Origin of the sequence: Curtobacterium pusillum, assembly GCF_007680845.1 — a bacterium.
GTDB classification, from domain to species: Bacteria; Actinomycetota; Actinomycetes; order Actinomycetales; family Microbacteriaceae; genus Curtobacterium; species Curtobacterium pusillum_B.
Map to the genome: position 1 here is coordinate 641471 of NZ_VEIY01000002.1, position 19440 is coordinate 660910.

At 73.2% G+C, this 19440-nt stretch carries 22 protein-coding genes; 17 read left to right on the forward strand and 5 right to left on the reverse strand.

Annotated features, from left to right (window positions below; all coding sequences use genetic code 11):
• Positions 1-78 precede the first annotated feature (78 nt).
• The 11 genes from hemE to hemL all read left to right on the forward strand — a co-directional run bounded on the left by hemE (position 79) and on the right by hemL (position 10008).
• A complete protein-coding gene (hemE, locus tag FS825_RS07525) occupies positions 79-1203 on the forward strand; it encodes a uroporphyrinogen decarboxylase (RefSeq protein WP_144711823.1) in 1125 nt (374 codons plus the stop codon).
• Positions 1200-2570 carry a protoporphyrinogen/coproporphyrinogen oxidase gene (locus FS825_RS07530; protein WP_260981074.1) on the forward strand — a complete coding sequence of 457 codons (1371 nt, stop codon included), beginning with the start codon at positions 1200-1202 and terminating at the stop codon, positions 2568-2570. Before hemE ends, FS825_RS07530 begins: the two co-directional genes overlap by 4 nt.
• A gap of 99 nt (positions 2571-2669) precedes the next feature.
• Positions 2670-2924, forward strand: coding sequence for a hypothetical protein (locus tag FS825_RS07535; protein ID WP_144711824.1), 255 nt, complete (start codon positions 2670-2672; stop codon positions 2922-2924).
• Positions 2921-3379, forward strand: a complete 459-nt coding sequence (locus FS825_RS07540; RefSeq protein WP_144711825.1) for a phage holin family protein — start codon at positions 2921-2923, stop codon at positions 3377-3379. Before FS825_RS07535 ends, FS825_RS07540 begins: the two co-directional genes overlap by 4 nt.
• Before the next feature lie 34 nt (positions 3380-3413).
• Positions 3414-3644, forward strand: a complete 231-nt coding sequence (locus FS825_RS07545; protein WP_144711826.1) for a DUF3618 domain-containing protein — start codon at positions 3414-3416, stop codon at positions 3642-3644.
• 73 nt (positions 3645-3717) lie between these two features.
• A complete protein-coding gene (gene hemQ, locus FS825_RS07550; RefSeq protein WP_260981075.1) occupies positions 3718-4443 on the forward strand; it encodes a hydrogen peroxide-dependent heme synthase in 726 nt (241 codons plus the stop codon).
• Positions 4440-5675, forward strand: a complete 1236-nt coding sequence (locus tag FS825_RS07555) for a ferrochelatase (protein WP_186377114.1) — start codon at positions 4440-4442, stop codon at positions 5673-5675. The genes hemQ and FS825_RS07555 overlap by 4 nt, the downstream gene beginning before the upstream one ends.
• Positions 5672-6706 carry a hydroxymethylbilane synthase gene (hemC, locus tag FS825_RS07560; RefSeq protein WP_144711827.1) on the forward strand — a complete coding sequence of 345 codons (1035 nt, stop codon included), beginning with the start codon at positions 5672-5674 and terminating at the stop codon, positions 6704-6706. Before FS825_RS07555 ends, hemC begins: the two co-directional genes overlap by 4 nt.
• A gap of 100 nt (positions 6707-6806) precedes the next feature.
• The gene (locus FS825_RS07565; RefSeq protein WP_186377115.1) at positions 6807-7628 is read left to right on the forward strand and encodes a uroporphyrinogen-III synthase; all 822 of its coding nucleotides are present in this window, start codon (positions 6807-6809) and stop codon (positions 7626-7628) included.
• Positions 7625-8680 carry a porphobilinogen synthase gene (gene hemB / locus FS825_RS07570; RefSeq protein WP_260981076.1) on the forward strand — a complete coding sequence of 352 codons (1056 nt, stop codon included), beginning with the start codon at positions 7625-7627 and terminating at the stop codon, positions 8678-8680. Before FS825_RS07565 ends, hemB begins: the two co-directional genes overlap by 4 nt.
• A complete protein-coding gene (gene hemL / locus FS825_RS07575) occupies positions 8677-10008 on the forward strand; it encodes a glutamate-1-semialdehyde 2,1-aminomutase (protein WP_144711829.1) in 1332 nt (443 codons plus the stop codon). Before hemB ends, hemL begins: the two co-directional genes overlap by 4 nt.
• Before the next feature lie 71 nt (positions 10009-10079).
• On the opposite strand, the gene FS825_RS07585 is transcribed toward hemL, so the two are convergent.
• The 4 genes from FS825_RS07585 to FS825_RS07600 all read right to left on the reverse strand — a co-directional run bounded on the left by FS825_RS07585 (position 10080) and on the right by FS825_RS07600 (position 13716).
• Positions 10080-10865, reverse strand: coding sequence for an ABC transporter ATP-binding protein (locus FS825_RS07585; RefSeq protein ID WP_144711830.1), 786 nt, complete (start codon positions 10863-10865; stop codon positions 10080-10082).
• 36 nt (positions 10866-10901) lie between these two features.
• A complete protein-coding gene (locus tag FS825_RS18850) occupies positions 10902-11570 on the reverse strand; it encodes a GntR family transcriptional regulator (RefSeq protein WP_144711831.1) in 669 nt (222 codons plus the stop codon).
• A 94-nt stretch (positions 11571-11664) separates the two neighbouring features.
• Positions 11665-12642, reverse strand: coding sequence for an acrylyl-CoA reductase family protein (locus FS825_RS07595; RefSeq protein WP_144711832.1), 978 nt, complete (start codon positions 12640-12642; stop codon positions 11665-11667).
• A gap of 45 nt (positions 12643-12687) precedes the next feature.
• A complete protein-coding gene (locus FS825_RS07600; RefSeq protein ID WP_144711833.1) occupies positions 12688-13716 on the reverse strand; it encodes a 6-phosphofructokinase in 1029 nt (342 codons plus the stop codon).
• A gap of 70 nt (positions 13717-13786) precedes the next feature.
• Here FS825_RS07600 and FS825_RS07605 point away from each other — a divergent pair, with 70 nt between their 5' ends.
• Positions 13787-14752 carry a DNA-3-methyladenine glycosylase family protein gene (locus FS825_RS07605; protein WP_186377116.1) on the forward strand — a complete coding sequence of 322 codons (966 nt, stop codon included), beginning with the start codon at positions 13787-13789 and terminating at the stop codon, positions 14750-14752.
• Positions 14753-14860: 108 nt separating this feature from the next.
• Here the strand turns inward: FS825_RS07605 and FS825_RS07610 are convergent, their stop codons facing one another.
• A complete protein-coding gene (locus FS825_RS07610) occupies positions 14861-15718 on the reverse strand; it encodes an NAD-dependent epimerase/dehydratase family protein (RefSeq protein WP_144711834.1) in 858 nt (285 codons plus the stop codon).
• Positions 15719-15888: 170 nt separating this feature from the next.
• On the opposite strand from FS825_RS07610, the gene FS825_RS07615 reads away from it, so the two are divergent.
• The 5 genes from FS825_RS07615 to FS825_RS07635 form a co-directional block, all read left to right on the forward strand.
• Entirely contained in the window at positions 15889-17109 is a 1221-nt protein-coding gene (locus tag FS825_RS07615) for an ice-binding family protein (RefSeq protein ID WP_144711835.1), read from the forward strand.
• A gap of 73 nt (positions 17110-17182) precedes the next feature.
• Positions 17183-17881: a YceI family protein gene (locus FS825_RS07620; RefSeq protein ID WP_144711836.1), complete on the forward strand. Its 699-nt coding sequence runs from the start codon at positions 17183-17185 to the stop codon at positions 17879-17881.
• Positions 17882-17883: 2 nt separating this feature from the next.
• Entirely contained in the window at positions 17884-18393 is a 510-nt protein-coding gene (locus FS825_RS07625) for a sigma-70 family RNA polymerase sigma factor (protein WP_186377117.1), read from the forward strand.
• On the forward strand, positions 18390-19112 hold the full coding sequence (locus FS825_RS07630; RefSeq protein ID WP_144711838.1) for an anti-sigma factor: 723 nt from the start codon (positions 18390-18392) through the stop codon (positions 19110-19112). Before FS825_RS07625 ends, FS825_RS07630 begins: the two co-directional genes overlap by 4 nt.
• A 148-nt stretch (positions 19113-19260) precedes the next feature.
• The coding region (locus tag FS825_RS07635) for a hypothetical protein (protein WP_144711839.1) at positions 19261-19440 on the forward strand (180 nt) is incomplete at its 3' end.

Consider the following 19440-nt stretch of genomic DNA (forward strand, 5'->3'; position numbering starts at 1 on the left):
AACTCGCATCGCGCCCGGCTCCCGTCCGGCTCCTGCGTGCACGGGATACGTCCTGTTCGCCGATGGGAGAATCGTCCGGTGACCGACGCACCGACCACCGCCCTCCCCGCCTCGCACCCGCTCGTCTCGGGCCGCACGTCGGCGTCCCCGCTCGTCCGGGCGCTCCGCGGCGACCGGCCGGAGACCCTGCCGGTGTGGTTCATGCGGCAGGCCGGGCGATCGCTGCCCGAGTACCGGGAACTCCGCGTCGGCACGGCCATGCTCGACGCCTGCCTCGACCCGGCGATGGCGTCCGAGATCACGCTCCAGCCGGTGCGCCGGCACGGGGTCGACGCGGGCATCTTCTTCAGCGACATCGTCGTGCCGATCAAGCTCGCGGGCGTCGACGTCGAGATCGTCCCGGGGCGCGGACCGGTCCTCGGCTCGCCGATCCGCTCGGCAGCGGACGTCGACGCGCTGGAACCGCTCGACCCGGAGGCGCTCGCCCCGATCTCCGAGGCGGTCGCCCGGACGGTCGAGCAGCTCGGCGACACCCCGCTGATCGGGTTCGCCGGTGCGCCGTTCACCCTCGCCGCCTACCTGGTCGAGGGCGGTCCCTCGAAGGACCACATCCGCGCTCGCACGCTCATGCACGCCGACCCGGAGACCTGGTCGCGCCTGCTCGCCTGGGCCGCCGACGTGTCGGGGGCGTTCCTCCGTGCCCAGGTGCTCGCCGGGGCCTCGGCCGCGCAGCTCTTCGACTCGTGGGTCGGTTCGCTCTCCCGCGCTGACTACGTGCAGTCCGTCGCCCCGCACTCGGCGGCGGCACTCGCGCACGTCGCGGACCTCGGCGTCCCGCGCACCCACTTCGGCGTCGGCAGCGGCGAGGTCCTCCGCGAGATGACGACGCTCGGCACGGACGCGGTGGCGGTCGACGCGGTCGGGGTCGACTGGCGCCTCCCGCTCGACGAGGCCGTCCGCCGTGTCGGCCCCGGCGTCACCGTGCAGGGCAACATCGACCCGGCGATGCTCTCCGCGCCCTGGCCGGTGCTCGAGGCCCACGTCCGTGACGTCGTCCGCCGCGGTGGCTCGGCCCGTGCCCACGTCGTGAACCTCGGCCACGGGGTGCCGCCGGAGACCGACCCCGCGGTGCTCACGCGCATCGTCCGGCTGGTCCACGAGCTCGGTGACGGGACGGAGCACGGCGCCGGAGCCGCAGCGTGACCGACGTCGTCGTGGTCGGCGGCGGTGTCGCCGGCCTCGTCGCCGCCCGGGACCTGGCGAAGGGCGGGGCGCAGGTCGTCCTGGTGGAGGCGTCCGGTGTGCTCGGTGGCATGGTCCGCCGGCACACGGTCGCCGGGCTGCAGCTCGACATGGCGGCGGACTCGTTCGCGACCCGCAACGACGCGGTCGGCCGACTGGCGATCGAGCTCGGTCTCGGCAACGAGATCACGACTCCGGACCCGCGCGGCGCCTGGCTGATGACGCGGGACGGGCGGACGTCCCCGATCCCGCAGACCGGGCTCCTCGGGATCCCCGGGAGCCCGATGGCCGCCGACGTGCTCGCGGTGGTCGGCCAGAAGGCGGCGCTGCGGGCGCAGATGGACTCCTTGCTGCCGTCGCCGGTCGGGGCGAAGGCGACGTCGCTCGGCGAACTCGTGCGGCGGCGGATGGGCGAGCGGGTCCTCGACGACCTCGTGGTCCCGATCGTCGCCGGGGTGCACTCGACGCACCCCGACCACCTCGACCCGGACCGCGTGGCACCGGGCCTCCGTGCGGCGCTCCTGCGCGAGGGGTCGCTCGCCCGCGCCGTCCTCGCGCTCCGCGCCCGAGCGACCGCCGGGTCCGCCGTGCAGGGGCTCCGCGGTGGCATCGTCCGGCTCGTGGACGAACTCGTCGCGGACATGGAGACCTACGGCGTCGAGGTGCGGCTGCACACCCGGGCGACGGCGATCGAGGAGCACGCGGTCGAGGTCCGGTCGGCGGGCGGCGGGTCCGAGCGGCTCGTGGCCGACCACGTGCTCGCCTCGACACCGGATCCGGCTCGGTCGACCCCGGCGTCCCGGACCGGCATCGAGCTCGTGACGCTCGTGGTCGACCGGCCCGAGCTCGACGCCGCTCCGCGGGGGACCGGGATGCTCGTGCACCCGGACGCCGCCGGGGTGGGTGCGAAGGCGATCACGCACGCGACGGTGAAGTGGCCCTGGCTCGCCGAGGCCGCCGAGGGCCGACACGTCCTGCGGCTCAGCTACGCCGTGGGCGCGACCCGAGCCGCGGACCGGGCACCGGCCGTGGACGCGACCCGGACGCCGCACCGGCCCGACGGGGCGGACGTCGCCACGAGCCTCCCGGTCGACCCGTCGGACGCCGTCGGCACCCGGGCGACACGCGACGCCACCGCGCTGCTCGGTGTTCCCATCACCCCGGGGGACGTCGTCGGGGCCGCCCGCGTCCGCTGGCACGGACCGGACACCACGGCGGCCGGTCTCACCGACGGCGTGATCGGCATCGGCGAGGCGTCCACGGGGCGCGGGCTCGCCGGGATCGTGGCGTCATCGCGCACGGCCGCTGAACGCATCCTGGATTCCTGAGCGGACCCCAGCGAGGAGGAGGGCTACTGTTGCAGGAACGCCGGACGTATTCCGATCGGCGCATGACCACCGCACACTGACCCAGCAGAGGAATCGCACATGCGAGGCAAGCTCCTGTTCGTCGCCGGCGCAGCACTCGGGTACGTCCTGGGATCGCGAGCCGGACGGGCGCGGTACGAGCAGATCAAGACCGTCAGCGGCAAGATCTGGAACAGCAACGGCGTCCAGAAGGGCGTCCACGTCGCCGAGGACTTCATCGCCGACAAGACCCCGGACGTCGCCGAGTTCGTCGGTGAGCAGACCAAGAAGGTCGTCCGCAAGGTCGGGCAGAAGAAGGACAGCCAGACCTCATGACCGACACCCGCGACCGCAAGCCGCGTTCGCTGTTCGGCCTGGTCGGCGACGTCCCCAAGCTCGTCAAGGAGCTGGTGACGGGTGAGCTGAACCTGCTCAAGGCCGAGATGCTGACGAAGGCGAAGATCTTCGGCCTCGCCGCGGGTCTGCTCGTGGGCGCGCTCGTCATCGTCCTCTACGCGATCGGCGTCCTGCTCACGGCAGCCGTGATGGGCCTCGCGACGGTGATGCCCGCGTGGCTCGCCGCGCTGGTGATCGCCGTGGTGATGCTCATCGTCGCCGCGGTCCTCGGCCTGCTCGGCTGGAAGCGCCTCAAGAAGGGGCTCCCGATCACGCCGAAGCGCACGATCGACAGCGTGAAGAACGACATCAACGCGGTGAAGGGCATGGGCAAGAAGCCGACGCCGCCGACGCAGTACGGCACCCGCAAGCCGGACGTCGGTGGCCGCTTCTAGCGGTCCCGACACCACCACCCCACGGAGGACCCACGTGACCGATCAGCACGACGACCTGGCCGACCGCGTCGCGGCGACCCGCGCGCAGCTGTTCGACACCCTCGACGCGATCGAGGACAAGCTCAACCTGCCGAAGCAGCTGGGCATCGCGGCGTCGAAGGTCAAGCGCGGGATCGACGAGAACCCGGTGCCGTACCTGGCCGGGCTCGCAGCGGGCGTGGCGGTGGTCGGGGGTATCGTCGTAGCGGTGCTCCGACGGCGGTAGACCGCCGGGGGTCGGCGGTCTGGCGGACGCGGCGCGCAGCCACGACCCAGGCAACCGACAGGACAAAGGAACCATGAGCTCCGACGTGCACTCCGACCCGCACGAGACCGATCCCGCCACCGGGATCGACCCGAACCTCCTCACGGCGTACGCCCTCTGGGCCGTGTTCCGTCGGCCGCTCGGCCCGGTCCACCGCGCCGGTGACGACGCCGTGGCCGAGCTCGACGCCGTCGTGGCCGCCGCTGCCGAGCGCGGCGTGACGATCCGCGGCTTCTACGACGTCTCCGGCTTCCGTGCCGATGCCGACGTCATGATCTGGCTGCACGGCGACGACGCACAGGCGATCCAGGCCGTCCTGCGCGAGGTCCGACGGACCGGGCTGTTCCAGGACGCGGAACCCGTGTGGCACGCGATGGCGATGCACCGCGAAGCCGAGTTCAACAAGCGCCACACGCCCGCCTTCCTCCGCGGCAAGGACCCCGAGGCGTGGATCACGGTGTACCCGTTCGTCCGCTCCTACGAGTGGTACCTCCTGCCGGAGGACGAGCGCAGCAAGATGCTCCGCGACCACGGGATCGCCGGCGCGAAGTACCGCCGCGTGCTCACGAACACGATCGCCACGTTCGCGCTGAGCGACTACGAGTGGATCCTCCCGCTCGAGAGCCCCGAACTCGTCGACCTCGTCGACCTCATGCGCGACCTGCGCTCCACCGAGGCGCGCCTGCACGTGCGCGAGGAGGTCCCCTTCTTCACCGGTCGTCGGGTGACGACCGCCGAGCTGCCGGAGGTCCTGTCTTGACCGACACCAGTCAGATCACGAACGGTCAGGCCGTCATCGCCGCGACCCCCGCCGCCGCGGACGGCCCCGAGCACGTCGAGGTCCCCGTCGCGTACGACGCGATCCTGCTCGCCGGCTTCGGCGGGCCGGAGGGCCAGGACGACGTCATCCCGTTCCTCCGCAACGTCACCCGTGGCCGCGGCATCCCGGACGAGCGCCTGGAAGAGGTCGCGCACCACTACCGGCACTTCGGCGGTGTGAGCCCGATCAACGCGCAGAACCGGGCGCTCAAGGCCGCACTCGAGGGCGAGCTCGCGAACCGCGGCATCGACCTCCCGGTGCTCTGGGGCAACCGCAACTGGGAGCCGTACCTCGAAGAAGCCTTCACCGACGCGGCCGACAAGGGTTACACCAAGCTCATCGCGATCGCCACGAGCGCGTACTCGTCGTTCTCCAGCTGCCGGCAGTACCGCGAGGACTACGCCCGCGTGCTCACCGAGACCGGTCTGATCGACACGATCCAGATCGACAAGGTCCGGCAGTTCTTCGACCACCCCGGCTTCGTCCGGCCGTTCGTCGACGGTGTCCGTGACGGCATGGCACGGGCGATCGCCGAGAACGACGGGCTCGACGTCGCGACCGAGCTGCACGTGCTGTTCTCCACCCACTCGATCCCCTCGGTCGACGCCGCGAAGTCCGGGCCCGACTACGGCGGGTTCGGTGAGCACGGTGCGTACGAGGCCCAGCACCTCGCCGTCGCCGAGGTCGTCCTCGACCAGGCTTGGTCGGAGCTGCTCGAGCAGCCCGAGCACGCGCACCTGCAGGGCACGTCGAAGCCGGCGTGGAAGCTCGTCTACCAGTCGCGCTCCGGCCCCCCGACGCAGCCGTGGCTCGAGCCGGACATCAACGACTACATGAACGAGGACCTCAAGGGCGGCCCGACCCGTGCCGTCCTCATCGTCCCGCTCGGCTTCGTGAGCGACCACATGGAGGTCATGTGGGACCTCGACGAAGAGGCGACCGAGACCGCCCAGGAGCTCGGCTTCTGGTCGATCCGCACGCAGACCCCCGGCGTCGACCCCGCCTACGTCTCGGGCCTCGTCGACCTCGTCCTCGAGCGCGTGAACGGCACGCCGACGGCCGAGCGTCCGCACGAGACGGACCTCGGTCCCTGGTACGACGTCTGCCGTCCGGGCTGCTGCGAGAACGTGCGCGCCGGGTTCAAGCCCGCCGCCGCCGGGCTCGCACCGTGACCGACGCAGCGACCACCCCGGACGGCCCCGCGCCGATCCGGCTCGGCACCCGGGCCAGCCGGCTCGCGGTCGCGCAGTCGCAGGACGTCGCCGACCGGCTGGCTGCGGCCTCGGGGCGTCCGGTCGAGCTCGTCACCGTGACGAGCGAGGGCGACACGAACCGCGCCTCGCTCGCCAGCCTCGGCGGGACGGGCGTGTTCGCGAGCGCCCTCCGCGAGGCCCTGGTCGCGGGCGAGGTCGACGTGCTCGTGCACTCGCTCAAGGACCTGCCGACCGCGCCGTACCCGGGCCTGACGATCTCGGCCGTGCCGAAGCGCGCGGACGCCCGTGACGTCCTGGTCGCTCGGAACGGCGCCACCCTCGAGACCCTCCCCGAGGGCGCGAAGGTCGGCACCGGTTCGCCGCGACGGGTCGCCCAGCTCAAGGCGAAGCGCCCCGACCTCGACGTCGTGGACATCCGCGGGAACATCGACACGCGCCTCGGCCGTGTGGACGACGACCTCGACGCGGTGGTGCTCGCCGCCGCCGGTCTGACCCGCATCGATCGGCTCGGGGCGGCCACCGAGCTGCTCGACCTCGGCTTCTGGCCGAGTGCCCCCGGGCAGGGCGCCCTGGCGATCGAGACCCGTGTCGACGAGTCGGACCGGAACCTCCTCGCCGCCCTGCGGAAGATCGAGCACGCGGCGACTCGGCTGACCGTGTCGGCCGAGCGTGAGGTCCTCGCCAAGCTCGAGGCGGGGTGCTCCGCCCCGATCGGCGCGACCGCGATCGTCGACGCCGAGCTGCTCCTCGTGTCCGCGACGGTCTACCGCCCGGACGGCTCCGAGTACCGCACCGCATCGCACGCCGCCGTGCTCGAGGGGTCCGCCGAGGCCCGCCTGGCCGAGGCGCTCGAGGTCGGTGGCCGCGTCGCTGCCGAGCTGCTCGAGAACGGTGCGGCCGAGCTGGCGGACATCGCCACGTCGGTCGCCGACGACACCACGAACGGCCCGCACACCGCCGGTCCGGGCCTCGCGACCCCCGCGGAGTAGGGCGGTCACCACGGACCCCGTCACCGTCCACACCGCCACCGGGGACGCGGCACGGCCACCGGTCGTCCTCGTCCCGCGGGGCGGTGCGTGGGGTGAACGGGTGTCGGAGGCGGCACGGGCGCGCGGGCTCGATCCCGTCGTCGTGCCGCTCATCACGGACGCAGCGCCGCTCGACCCGTCCGCGCTCGACGCCGCCCTCGCCCGGCTGACCGGCGAGACGAGCGGGCAGGACACGCCGCACGTCGGCCACCGAGCGGGCGGAACCGGCCGCCAGGGCGCGTCGAGCGTGACAGATGTTGCCCGCTCGCGGAGCGCCCCCGCCCCCGCCCCCGCCAGCACCCCCGCCCCCTACTCCTGGCTCGTCGTGACCAGTGCGACGGCCGTCCGGGTGGTCGCCGAACGCGTGCCGCGCCTCCCGTCCACCATCCGGGTCGCCGCGGTCGGCGAGCCGACCGCACGCGCCGCACGCGCCGCCGGCTGGACGGTCGACCTCGTCCCCGAGCAGGCGAGTGCAGCCGCCCTCGCCGGGGCGCTCCCGCGCACCGACGGGACCGTCCTCGTCCCGCGCTCCGACCTCGCGGCACCCACCCTCGTCGACGGCCTGCGCTCCCGCGGCATCGACGTGGACGACGTGGTCGCGTACCGTACCGTGGGGACCGGCGACGAACCGGTCGCCCTCGACCCCCCGCCCGACGCCGTGCTCGTCACGAGCGGCAGCGTCGCCCGTGAACTCGTCCGGCGGACGGCGCCGCTCGACCCCCGCACGGTCGTGGCCTGCATCGGCCCCGGAACCGCAGCGGACGCCCGTGCCGCCGGACTCCCCGTGCACGTGGTCGCCCGTGACCGCTCCGCAGAAGCCCTCCTCGACGCCGTGGTCGAGATCCTCACCCCACCCGCCCCCGATCAGGAAGGCACACCGTGACCGGCCGCTTCCCCCAGGTCCGCCCCCGTCGACTCCGCGCGACCCCCGCGATGCGACGACTCGTCGCCGAGACCCGTCTCCACCCTGCCGAGCTCGTCCTGCCGATGTTCATCCGCGAGGGGGCGACCGAGGCGATCGACATCACGAGCATGCCGGGGGTGCAGCAGCACTCGCTCGACTCGTTCCGTCGGGCGCTCGTCGCGGCGGCGGAGCAGGGCGTCGGCGGCGTCAACCTGTTCGGCGTCCCCACCACGAAGGACGCCCAGGGCTCCGGTGCGACCGACCCGGACGGGATCCTCAACGTGGCGATCCGCGTCGCGAAGGAAGAGGTGGGGGACGCGCTCGTCGTGCAGTCGGACCTGTGCCTCGACGAGTTCACCGACCACGGGCACTGCGGCGTCCTGGCCGCGGACGGGTCGGTGGACAACGACGCGACCCTCGAGCGCTACCGCGACATGGCGGTCGTGCAGGCCGAGGCCGGCGCCGAGCTGGTCTGCATGAGCGGCATGATGGACGGCCAGATCGCAGCCGCCCGCGATGCCCTCGACGCGACCGGGCACTCCGGCACCGCGCTCCTCGCCTACGCGGCGAAGTACGCTTCCGCGTTCTACGGCCCCTTCCGTGAGGCCGTCGACTCCTCGCTCGTCGGGGACCGCCGGACGTACCAGATCGACGCCGCGAACGGCCGCCAGGGCCTCCGCGAGGTCGCGCTCGACATCGAGGAGGGCGCCGACATCGTCATGGTGAAGCCGGCGATGAGCTACCTCGACGTGCTCGCCGAGACCGCCGCCACCTCGCCGGTGCCGGTCTGGGCGTACCAGATCTCCGGCGAGTACGCGATGATCACGGCGGCCGCGCAGAACGGCTGGATCGACCGCGACGCCGCCGCGATGGAGGCGCTGGTCGGCATCAAGCGCGCCGGCGCGGACGCGATCCTCACCTACTTCGCCGTCGACATCGCGCGGAAGCTGAACGACGAGGCCGGTCTCCGCACCTCGGGCAGCACCGCGGGCGTCGCCGGCATCGCCTCGACCGGGAAGGCCCCCGAATGACCACGAACGAGCAGCTGTTCGGCCGCGCGAAGAACAGCATCCCCGGCGGCGTGAACTCGCCGGTCCGCGCGTACGGGTCCGTCGGTGGCACCCCGCGCTTCCTCACCAGCGCGAAGGGCGCGTACGTCACCGACGCCGAGGGGCGCGAGTACGTCGACCTCGTGGCGTCCTGGGGGCCGGCGATCCTCGGGCACGCGCACCCTGCGACGGTCGAGGCCGTGCAGCAGGCGGCGTCCCGGGGCCTGAGCTTCGGTGCCTCGACGCCGGGCGAGACCGAGCTCGCCGAGCTCGTCAAGCAGCGGGTGAGCGTGGACGGCGACGGCCCGATCGAGAAGATCCGCATGGTGTCCACGGGGACCGAGGCGACGATGACGGCGATCCGCCTCGCCCGCGGGTACACCGGCCGCGACCTCCTCGTGAAGTTCGCCGGGCACTACCACGGCCACTCCGACTCGCTCCTGGCCGAAGCCGGTTCGGGCGTCGCGACCCTCGCGATGCCCGGGTCCGCCGGCATCACCGCCGAGACGGCCGCGCAGACGCTCGTGCTGCCGTACAACGACCTCGACGCCGTCCGCCGCGCGTTCGACGAGCACTCCGAGCGCATTGCGGGTGTCATCGTCGAGGCTGCTGCGGCGAACATGGGCGTGCTCGCGCCGGAGCGGGGCTTCAACCGGGCGCTGGCGCAGATCGTGCAGGCGTACGGCGCGCTGCTCATCGTCGACGAGGTCCTCACCGGGTTCCGGGTCGGCTCGGCGGGCTGGTGGGGGCTCGAGGCGTCCAAGGTCGTGCCTGACGGTGCCGGGTGGAAGCCCGACCTCGTCACGTTCGGCAAGGTGATCGGCGGCGGCATGCCCCTCGCCGCGCTCGGCGGCCGTCGGGAGGTCATGGACTTCCTCGCCCCGCTCGGCCCCGTCTACCAGGCCGGCACGCTGTCCGGGAACCCGCTCGCTGTCGCCGCGGGCATCGCCACGCTCCGGGCGGCGACGCCGGAGGTGTACGCGCACCTGGACCGGACGGCGTCGGTGATCGCCGCCGCGACGAGCGACGCCTTGTCGGCCGAGGGTGTCGCGCACACCGTGCAGCACGCCGGGAACCTGTTCTCCTTCGCGTTCACGGACACCGCACCGCGGAACTACGACGACGTGCGGGCGCAGGAGGCGTTCCGGTACGCACCGTTCTTCCACGCGATGCTCGACGCCGGGGTGACCCTGCCGCCGAGCGTGTTCGAGGCGTGGTTCGTCACCGCGGCGCACGACGACCGTGCCGTCGGGCGGGTCCTCGACGCGCTGCCGGCCGCGGCGAAGGCGGCGGCGAGCGCGCAGGCCTAGCGGCGACCGTCGGTCGGACGGGAGGCGCGGGTCGGGCCCGACCCGCGCCTCCCGTCCGCTACTGCAGCCGTCTAGGACGCGCGGCGGGCCGCCCATCGGCCCTCGGCCCGCAGGATGGCGAGCGGGAAGTCGAAGGCGTGGGACACCGCTGACGAGGTGATGACCTCGTCCGCCGTGCCCTGGGCCACGGCGGCCCCGTCGCGGAGGAGCATCGCGTGCGACGTCGACGCGGGCAGGTCCTCGAGGTGGTGGGTGACCATCACGCTGCCGAGCTCGGGGTGCCGGTGCCGGAGCGCGTCGACGGTCTCGAGCAGGTGCTCGCGCGCTGCGACGTCGAGCCCGGTCGCGGGTTCGTCGAGCAGGAGCAGCTGCGGTTCGGCCATGAGCGCCCGGGCGATCAGGGCCCGACCGCGCTCGCCCTGCGACAGCACGGGCCACCTGGCGTCCCGCCGGGCGGTCAGCCCGACGTCGGCGATGTGCTGTTCGGCCGTCTCGACCTGTGCCGCGGTCGGCTCCCACCGCATCATGAGGTCGGTCGTCCCGGTGAGGCCGGTGAGCACGGTCTCGAGCACCGTCAGCGGCGAGAGCATCCGGTGCCGCGGGTCGACGTGCCCGATGTGCTCACGGAGCTCCCGGACGTCCACACGCCCGAGCCGGCGGCCGAGCAGTTCCACCGAGCCCGCCGTCGGGTGGTCGTTCGCCCCGAGGACCGCGAGCAGCGTCGACTTGCCGGCACCGTTCGGTCCGAGGAGCGCCCAGTGCTCCCCGCGCCGGACCGTCAGGTCGATGTCGTGCAGGATGTCCCGGCCTGAGCGGGTCACGCGGACCCCGGCGGCGTGGATGAGGAGGTCGGTCACCCCACCATGCTGCCGTACGCCGGCGGGGTGGACCGGTCAGCTGCGGGCGGTGCGGACCGCTTCGATGTGCTGCTCGAAGTTCCGGGTGAGGGCGCGTCCGGCCTCCGCGGCGGTCTCGCCGTCGCGTTCCGGCAGGGCCTCGCGCAGGATCGAGAAGAACGCCTCGGAACCCCACTGCTCGAACGCGGGCGTCGGGTTGAGCGTGAAGCGGACCCGTTCGAGGGCACCGACGCCGGCGGACTGCACGAGCGGGTTGCCGGAGTGCGCGATCCCGAACTCGATGATCGCGGTCAGGGCACCGCTGAAGCCGTAGTCGCGGACCCGGCGCAGCTCGTCGGCCTTGTCGAGCAGGCGTTCGAGGTCGCGGACGTCGGCGTCGTCGTACTCGGGGACGCCCCAGCGCAGGCTGAGCTCGAAGAAGCCGGTCATCGCGCGGGTGGCCGTGACCCAGTCGTCGATCGTCGGGGTGGCGACGCGGGTGTACCGGTTCGCCTCCATCTCGACGAGGCCGATGTCGACGAGCTTGGCGATCGCTTCGCGGATGGGGGTGCGACTGACACCGAGCCACTGGACGAGCTCGTCGTCGTTGAGCCGTTCGCCGTGCTGCAGGGTGCCGTCCCGGAGGGCCGCCAGCATCTTGTCGTAGACGACGTCCCGCAGGAGCTTGCGCGGCGACGTCTCGACGGTCGACTTGGGTACCGGCATGCCGGGCTCCTCACAGGGTCGGGTGTTCTGTACTCACATCCTAGGGTGTCAATACGCAAGCGCTTGCTGAATCAGGACCGTCCGGGACGGCGCGTCACCGGTCGACCGCCACCACCGTCCGGCCGTGCACGCGCCCCTCCACCACCTCGGCACCGACGGCGATCGCCTCGCCGAGGCCGACCGTGCGGGTGACGCCGGCGAGCAGCGCCGGGTCCAGGTCGGTCGCGAGCCGCTCCCACGCCTGCCGACGCAGCGGCAACGGGGCGTCGACCGAGTTGATGCCGACGAGGGACACCGCGCGCAGGATGAACGGCAGGACCGTGGTCGGCAGCGCGGCGTCCTGTGCCAGCCCGCACGCCGTCACCGTCCCGCCCCACCGGGTCGCCGCCAGGACGTTCGCGAGGGTCGCCCCACCGACGCTGTCCACGGCACCGGCCCAGGTCGCACGCTGCATCGGCTTCCCGAGCTCGGACAACGCTGCTCGGTCCACCACGTCGGTGGCACCGAGCCGCCGCAGCGAGTGGTCGTTCGCCGTCCGCCCGGTCGAGGCCGTCACCGCGTATCCGCGGGCCGCGAGCAGCGCGATCGCCACGGTGCCGACGCCCCCGGACGCACCGGTCACGAGCACCGGTCCGGCGTCGGGTGCCACGGTCCGTTCGAGCGCGAGCACGCTGAGCATCGCCGTGAAGCCCGCGGTGCCGATGGCCGCGGCGAACGCGTCGTCGATCGACTCCGGCAGCACGACGAGCGACCCCGACGGCACGAGCGCGTGTCCGGCCCAACCACCGTGGCGGTGTTCGCCGAGCCCGGCGCCGTTGCACACCACCCGGTCGCCGATCGCGACGTCGTGCACGCCCGGCCCGAGCGCCGAGACCGTCCCCACGACGTCGATCCCGGGCACGAGCGGGTCGAGCCGGGCCACGCCGGGGTTCCGGGCGAGCGCGAGGCCGTCCTTGTAGTTGACGCTCGAGTACGTCACGTCGACGAGGGCCTCGCCCTCGGCGGGGTCGGCGATGTCGACCTCGGTGACGGTCGGGGCGGTGGAACTGGAGACGAGGACTGCGCGGGTCACGCGTCGGACGCTACCCGCGCCTCCCGGCCCAGGGCGCGCGCCGCGTCAGCCGAACATGATGGCGGCCTCGTCGTACCGGTCCTGCGGCACGGTCTTCAGCTCGCCCAGGGCGTCCTCGAACGACACGTGCACGATGTCCGTGCCCTTCAGCGCCACCATCCGGCCCCAGCGCTCCTCGACCACCGAGTCGATCGCCGCGAGCCCGAGCCGCGTCGACAGCACCCGGTCGTACGCGGTCGGGGTCCCGCCGCGCTGGATGTGCCCGAGGGTCGTCGCGCGGGTCTCGATGCCCGTCATCTCCTCGATGAGGGGCGCGAGCCGCTCGCCGATCCCACCCAGGCGCGGGCGCCCGAACGCGTCGAGCCCACGCTCGGTGTGGGCGTTGTCCTCGTGGTCGGGGACGAAGCCCTCGGCCACCACGACCAGCGGAGCGCGTCCGCGGTCGTACGCCGAGCGGACCCACTCGGCGATCTGCTCCATGCTCGTCTTCTGCTCGGGGATGAGGATCGCGTGCGCGCCCGATGCCATCCCGGAGTGCAGCGCGATCCAGCCGACGTGGCGGCCCATCACCTCGGCCACCATGCAGCGCGAGTGCGACTCGCCGGTGGTGCGGAGGCGGTCCATCGCCTCGGTCGCGATCGCCACGGCGGTGTCGAAGCCGAACGTGTAGTCCGTCGCGCCGAGATCGTTGTCGACGGTCTTCGGGACGCCGACGATCTTCAGGCCGGCGTCGGTCAGGCGCTTCGCGGCCGCGAGGGTGCCCTCGCCGCCGATCGCGACGATCGCGTCGATGCCGTGCCGGTCCAGCGTCTTCGAGATGTTCTCGACGCCGCCGTTCGGCCCCTCGAAGGGGTTCGTGCGGCTCGTCCCGAGGATCGTGCCGCCCTGCTTCGCGATGCCCTGGATGTCCTTGCGCCCGAGCGGCACGATGTCGCCGTCGACCACGCCGCGCCAGCCGTCCCGGAACCCGACGAACTCGTGGCCGTGGATCGCGATGCCCTTGAGGACGATCGCACGGATGACCGCGTTCAGGCCGGGGCAGTCGCCTCCGGAGGTGAGGATGCCGATGCGCATGGGAACTCCGTCGTCGGGTGGTGGGACGGGACCATCATGACTGACGGTGGTTCCGCATTACCATCCCCGTGTGTCCCTGCTCGAGTCCGCCGCCGTCCCCGACGGTGCCGCCGGCGACGCGGCGCGCGTGGACACGGTGTACCGGCCTGGAGGCGCGGTGGACGTCCGCGCGACGCTCCGGCCCCTGCAGCGCGGCTCCGGCGACCCCGCCTTCCAGGTGGTCGGCTCCGACACGTGGCTCGGGTTGCGGACGCCCGACGGACCCGCGACCGTGCTCGTGCGACGCGCCGGGTCCGACGCGATCGCGGTGTCGGCGTGGGGCGACGGCGCCGCGTGGGCGATCGGGCACGCTCCGGACCTCCTCGGTCGCGGCGACGACTGGAGCGACCTCGACGTGTCGGCGCACGCGTTCCTGGCCGAGGCGCGGCACCGGCAGCCCGGGCTCCGACTGCTCCGGACGAACACGGTGTTCGCGATGCTCGTGCCGGCGATCATGGAGCAGAAGGTGACCTCCCGCCAAGCGTGGCGGGCGTGGCGGTACCTCGTCCGCCGCTACGGCACGCCGGCGCCCGGCCCGGCGCCCGCGGACCTGTTCGTCCCGCCGACCGCCGCTGGCTGGGGAGCGATCCCGAGCTGGGAGTGGCACCGGGCCGGCATCGAACCCGGGCGCTCGGCCACGGTGATGCGCGCCGTCCGGGTCGCACCCGCGCTCGAACGGACCCTCGAGCTCGGCCGTGGCGGCTCGGTCGTCTCCGCACGGCTGCAGTCGATCCCGGGCGTCGGGAAGTGGACGGCCGCCGAGACCGCGCAGCGCGCCCACGGCGACCCCGACTCCCCGAGCGTCGGGGACTTCCACGTGCCGGCGCTCGTCGGGTGGGCGCTGACCGGGGGGCCGGTGGACGACGACGGGATGCTCGAGCTCCTCGAACCCTGGCGGGGGCACCGCGAGCGGGTCGTGCGGCTGATCGGGGGCTCGGGCTTCCGGAAGCCGGCGTTCGGCCCGCGCATGACGATCCAGGACCACCGGCACCACTGAGCGCGCGCGTTCTCTCCCCCCCCCCGGAACCAGGTTCCGGACACAGCACCGCGCGATTCCACGGTGCTGTGTCCGCCCCGCGATTTCGTTCCTGCCAGGCCACCGCGCCTATGCGTGCCGGGCGCCCGACCCTGCGAGCACCGCGCGGTACCCCTCCCGGAACGTCGGGTACCGCGGCTCCCACCCGGTGGAACGGAGCAGCGCGTTCGACAGGCGCTTGTCGCCCCCGACCTGCCGCGCGTCACCGTCACCCCTCGTCGGCTCCGGCAGCCCGAGCTCGTCCGCGAGGAACCGCAGCACGTCGTCCAGCCGACTCGGCTCGTCGTCCGTGCCGAGGTACAGCGGCGCCGGATCCGACACCGTCGCCAGGTGCACGAGCGCGGCGGCCGCGTCGTCCCGGTGGATGCGGTTGTTGTGCGGCGAGGTACCAGGCGCGAGTCGTGCACTGCCGTCGCGGACCTGCGTGATCAGCCGCTCGCGTCCGGGGCCGTAGATGCCCGACAGCCGGACGAGCACGGCGCCGGGAGCCCGCGCGCGCAGGAGCGCCTCGGCCTCGATGAGCACCGCCGCGGTCGGGGTGCCACCCGCCGCCGGGGTCTCCTCGGTGACCTCGCTGCCGTCGTCCACGTCGTACACCGCGGTCGAGGACACCACGACGAGGCGCGGCTCGGCGGCCGAGGCGTCGATGCCGTCCAGCACGTTCCGGAGCCCGTCGACGTAGGTCGCCCGGTACTCGTCGACGTCGCGGGAGCCGGCCGCGGCGGCCACGACGACGACCGTGGTGTCGTCGGGGATCGTCGGGACCTCGTGACGGAGGTCGACGCTGCGACCCACCAGGGGCGCTGGGACGCGGTCAGCCCGGCGGCGCAGGCCGATGACCCGGTGGCCCTGCGCCGCGAAGCGGAGGCCGGTCTCGGTGCCGAGGTCGCCGCAGCCGGCGATGACGACGGACTGTCGGTGCTGCATCCCACGAGCCTGCCACGGGCGGGTGACCGTCCCCCGTCCGCCGACGAAACCACCAGTTCGCTGGGTTCCCACCGGCGGCGCCGTCGAGCGCGCATACTCCGAGTACCGGAGATCATGTTCGCGTCGTCGACGTTCGCCTTGTGCCTCTCCCCCGCAGACAGGGGCCGTCCATGGCCACGTCCCGTTTCCTCCGCCCAACGATCATCGGTCTCACCGGGCTGGGACTCGCCGCGTCCATCGCCGTGATGTCCGCGTCCGGCGCCTCGGCCGCGACCGTCATCGACGGCCCCGTCGGCCTCGGCACCGCCGCCACCTACGGCGTGCTCGGCGCCAGCGCCGTGACGAACACCGGTCCGTCGGTGGTCAACGGGGACCTCGGCGTCTCGCCGGGCACGTCGATCACGGGCTTCGGCGCTGCGCCGAACGGTGTCGTGAACGGCACCGTGCACCAGACCGATGCCGCAGCGGCGCAGGCACAGCGCGACACGACGACGGCCTACGACGTCGCGGCGTCGCTCACACCGACGCGGACCGGCATCACGGAGCTCAACGGCCTCTCCCTGACTCCGGGGGTGTACTCGGGCGGCGCGCTCGCCCTGGCCGACACCGGCGCCCTCACCCTGGCGGGCAGCGCCGACTCCGTGTGGGTGTTCCAGGCGGCATCGACGCTGACGATCGGTTCGGGCAGCCGGATCACGATCACGGGCGGGGCGAGCTCGTGCAACGTGTTCTGGCAGGTCGGCAGCTCGGCGACCATCGGCACGGGAGCACAGTTCCAGGGGACCGTCCTCGCGCAGCAGTCCGTCACGGCGACGACCGGCGCGACCGTCGTCGGCCGGCTCCTCGCTCGGACCGGCGCCGTCACCCTCGACACGAACACGATCACCGCATCGGCGGGTTGTCCTGCGCCGGGCACGCCGTCGGAGACCGTGGCGCCGACGATCACCTCGGGAGCACCGGCTGCCGCGACCGTCGGTCAGCCGTACTCGTACACCGTGACCGCGACCGGCACCCCGACGCCCACGTACTCGGCGACCGGCCTCCCTGCCGGTCTCACCCTGGACACCGCCACGGGCGTCGTCTCCGGCACCCCGACCGGGCCGGGCACGTCACAGGTGACGATCACGGCGTCGAACGGCACGGCCCCGGACGCCACGGTCGTCGTCACGATCGGCGTCGCAGCCGCTGCTGCCCCGCCCACAGCGACACCGGTGCCGACGTCCGTCCCGACGCCGACGCCCACTGCCGTCGCGGCCGTGGGGTCCGAGGACCAGCCGGCCGGTGAACTCGCGTTCACGGGCTCGGACCCCACGGTCCCGCTCAGCGTCTCGGGTGCGCTCCTCGCAGCGGGCATCGTGCTGATGGTGCTGGTCCGCCGCCGCCGCGCCTGACGCTCGACGGAGGACGCCCGGACCGATCCGGTGTGCGGGTGAACGATCCGCCCGCGCACCTCGTCGTCGAGGTATGGGACTCCGCACACGCACGAAGGTCATCATCGGCATCTCCACCGGCGTCGTCGTCATCGCCGCCGCCGCCGCGATCGCCGGCCCGGTGATCTACGCGAACACGGTGAACGGCCAGGCCGCCGCCGCCCCGTCCATCAGCGCGAGCGCGTCCGGCACGCCGGGCAGCCTCAGCACGTCGGAGGCCGACGGCACCTGGACCAGCAAGGACACCTCGTTCGCCGGGTACCGCGTGCACGAGGTCCTGCAGGGCAATGATGTGAACGTGGTCGGACGCACGAAGGACGTCGCGGGGACCGCCGTGGTCGACGGCGGGTCCCTCACGAAGGCGACCGTCACCGTGCAGGTCGGGAAGATCTCCACCCCCGAGTCCGCCCGCGACGCCTACTTCCGCGACACCGCGCTCGAGACCGGGAAGTTCCCGACCGCGACCTTCACCCTGACGAAGCCGGTCGACGTGTCCGGTGCGCTCGACGGCGCCACGCAGGACGTCACCCTCACCGGCACGATGGACCTGCACGGCGTCGAGAAGCCCGTCACGGCGGACGCGCAGGTGGCGGTCGGGCAGGGCGGCACCGTGCAGGTCGCGGGTTCCGTGCCGATCACCTTCGCCGACTACGGCGTGCAGGCGCCCTCGCTCGGGTTCGTGACCGTGGACGGGAAGGGCTCCGTCGAGTTCTCCCTCGACCTCGGGAAGTGACGATGACGGGCCGGTCCGCCGACGAGCTGCTCGCGACGCTGTACCGCGAGCACGGTGACGCCCTCACCCGGTACGTCCGGCACCTGACGCGGGACGGCTCCATCGTCGAGGACGTCGTGCAGGAGACGATGGTCCGCGCCTGGCAGCGCCCGGCGGTGCTCGAGCATGCACCGGACAGCGCGCGTGCGTGGCTGTTCACGGTCGCGCGGAACCTGGTGGTCGACGACGCCCGGTCGGCGAGGAGCCGACGCGAGCGCGGGTCCGACGAACCGGTCGACCGCGTCGAGTCGGACCGGACGGACGCGGTGCTCGACCGCATCGTCGTCGCGGACGCCCTCGCGTCCCTCAGCCCGGACCACCGCCGCGTGGTGGTGGACGCGTACTGGCTCGGGCACACGGTCCCCGAGATCGCACGACGACACGACATCCCCGAGGGCACCGCGAAGTCGCGGTTGCACTACGGGCTGCGGGCCCTCCGGCTCGCACTGCAGGAACGAGGAGTGACCCGATGAGCGAGGACCGCACGGCACACGACCGGTACGCCGAGTGGGACGCCGCGTACGTGCTCGGCTCGCTGCCGCCGCACGAGCGGCTCGAGTACGAGCGGCACCTCGAGACGTGCGCCCGCTGCACGGCCGCCGTGGCCGAGCTGGTCGGACTCCCCGGGTTGCTGGCGAAGCTGCCGGCTGATCAGGCGGTCGAGATCGCGGAGCCGGACGGGAGGCGCGACACGCGTTCCGAGAGCACCCTCGCCTCCGTCGCGCACCGCGTCCGACACCGTCGCCGTCGCCGCCGGCTCTGGGTCGCCGCCACCGCGGGGCTCGCGGTCGTCGCCGCCGTGCTCGGCGGGCTCGCCGTCGGGACCGGGGCGGACCGCGGCTCGGTCGAGGCGGGGCCGACGACGAGCGCCCGGCCCGGCGCCGACCAGTACTCGATGGTCGGCGCCCAGGGACTCGACGTGGACCTCGCCGTCACCGGGGAGTCGTGGGGGACACGCCTGGACTGGGGCTGCTCGTACGGCGGCCGCACGTGGGCGGACGACGGGTCGGTGCTGTACGACCTCGTGGTCGTCCGCACCGACGGCACGGCCGAGACCGTGGCCTCGTGGACGGCCGCGGGCGAGGACGCCAGGGGGCTGTCGGCATCGACCGACGTGCCCCGGACGGACATCGCGAGCGTGCAGGTCCGCCTGCACGGGAAGGCCGGTGCGCTCGCCGCCGTGGACCTCTAGGAAACCGGACCAAACCATCTGCGTGAGGGTGCCGAATCACCTGCATCAACCGGGAACACCCGGAGCGCTCACCGGCCGCAGGTAGCTGGTTCTCCACCCTCGCACGGGGTGTGTTCGGCGTGCTCACAGCAGAGAACGGAAAGAGATCATGCGCAAGAGCCTCAAGACCACGATCACCCTCGCCACGACCGGCGCGCTCGTCCTCGGTGGCGCCGCGTTCGGTGTGTCGGCCGCGCAGGCCGACGGCAGCATCCACACGGTCGCGTCGTCCTCCTCGAAGATCCCCGGCCCCGTGGCATCGGTGCCCGAGGTCCTCGGCGGCAACACC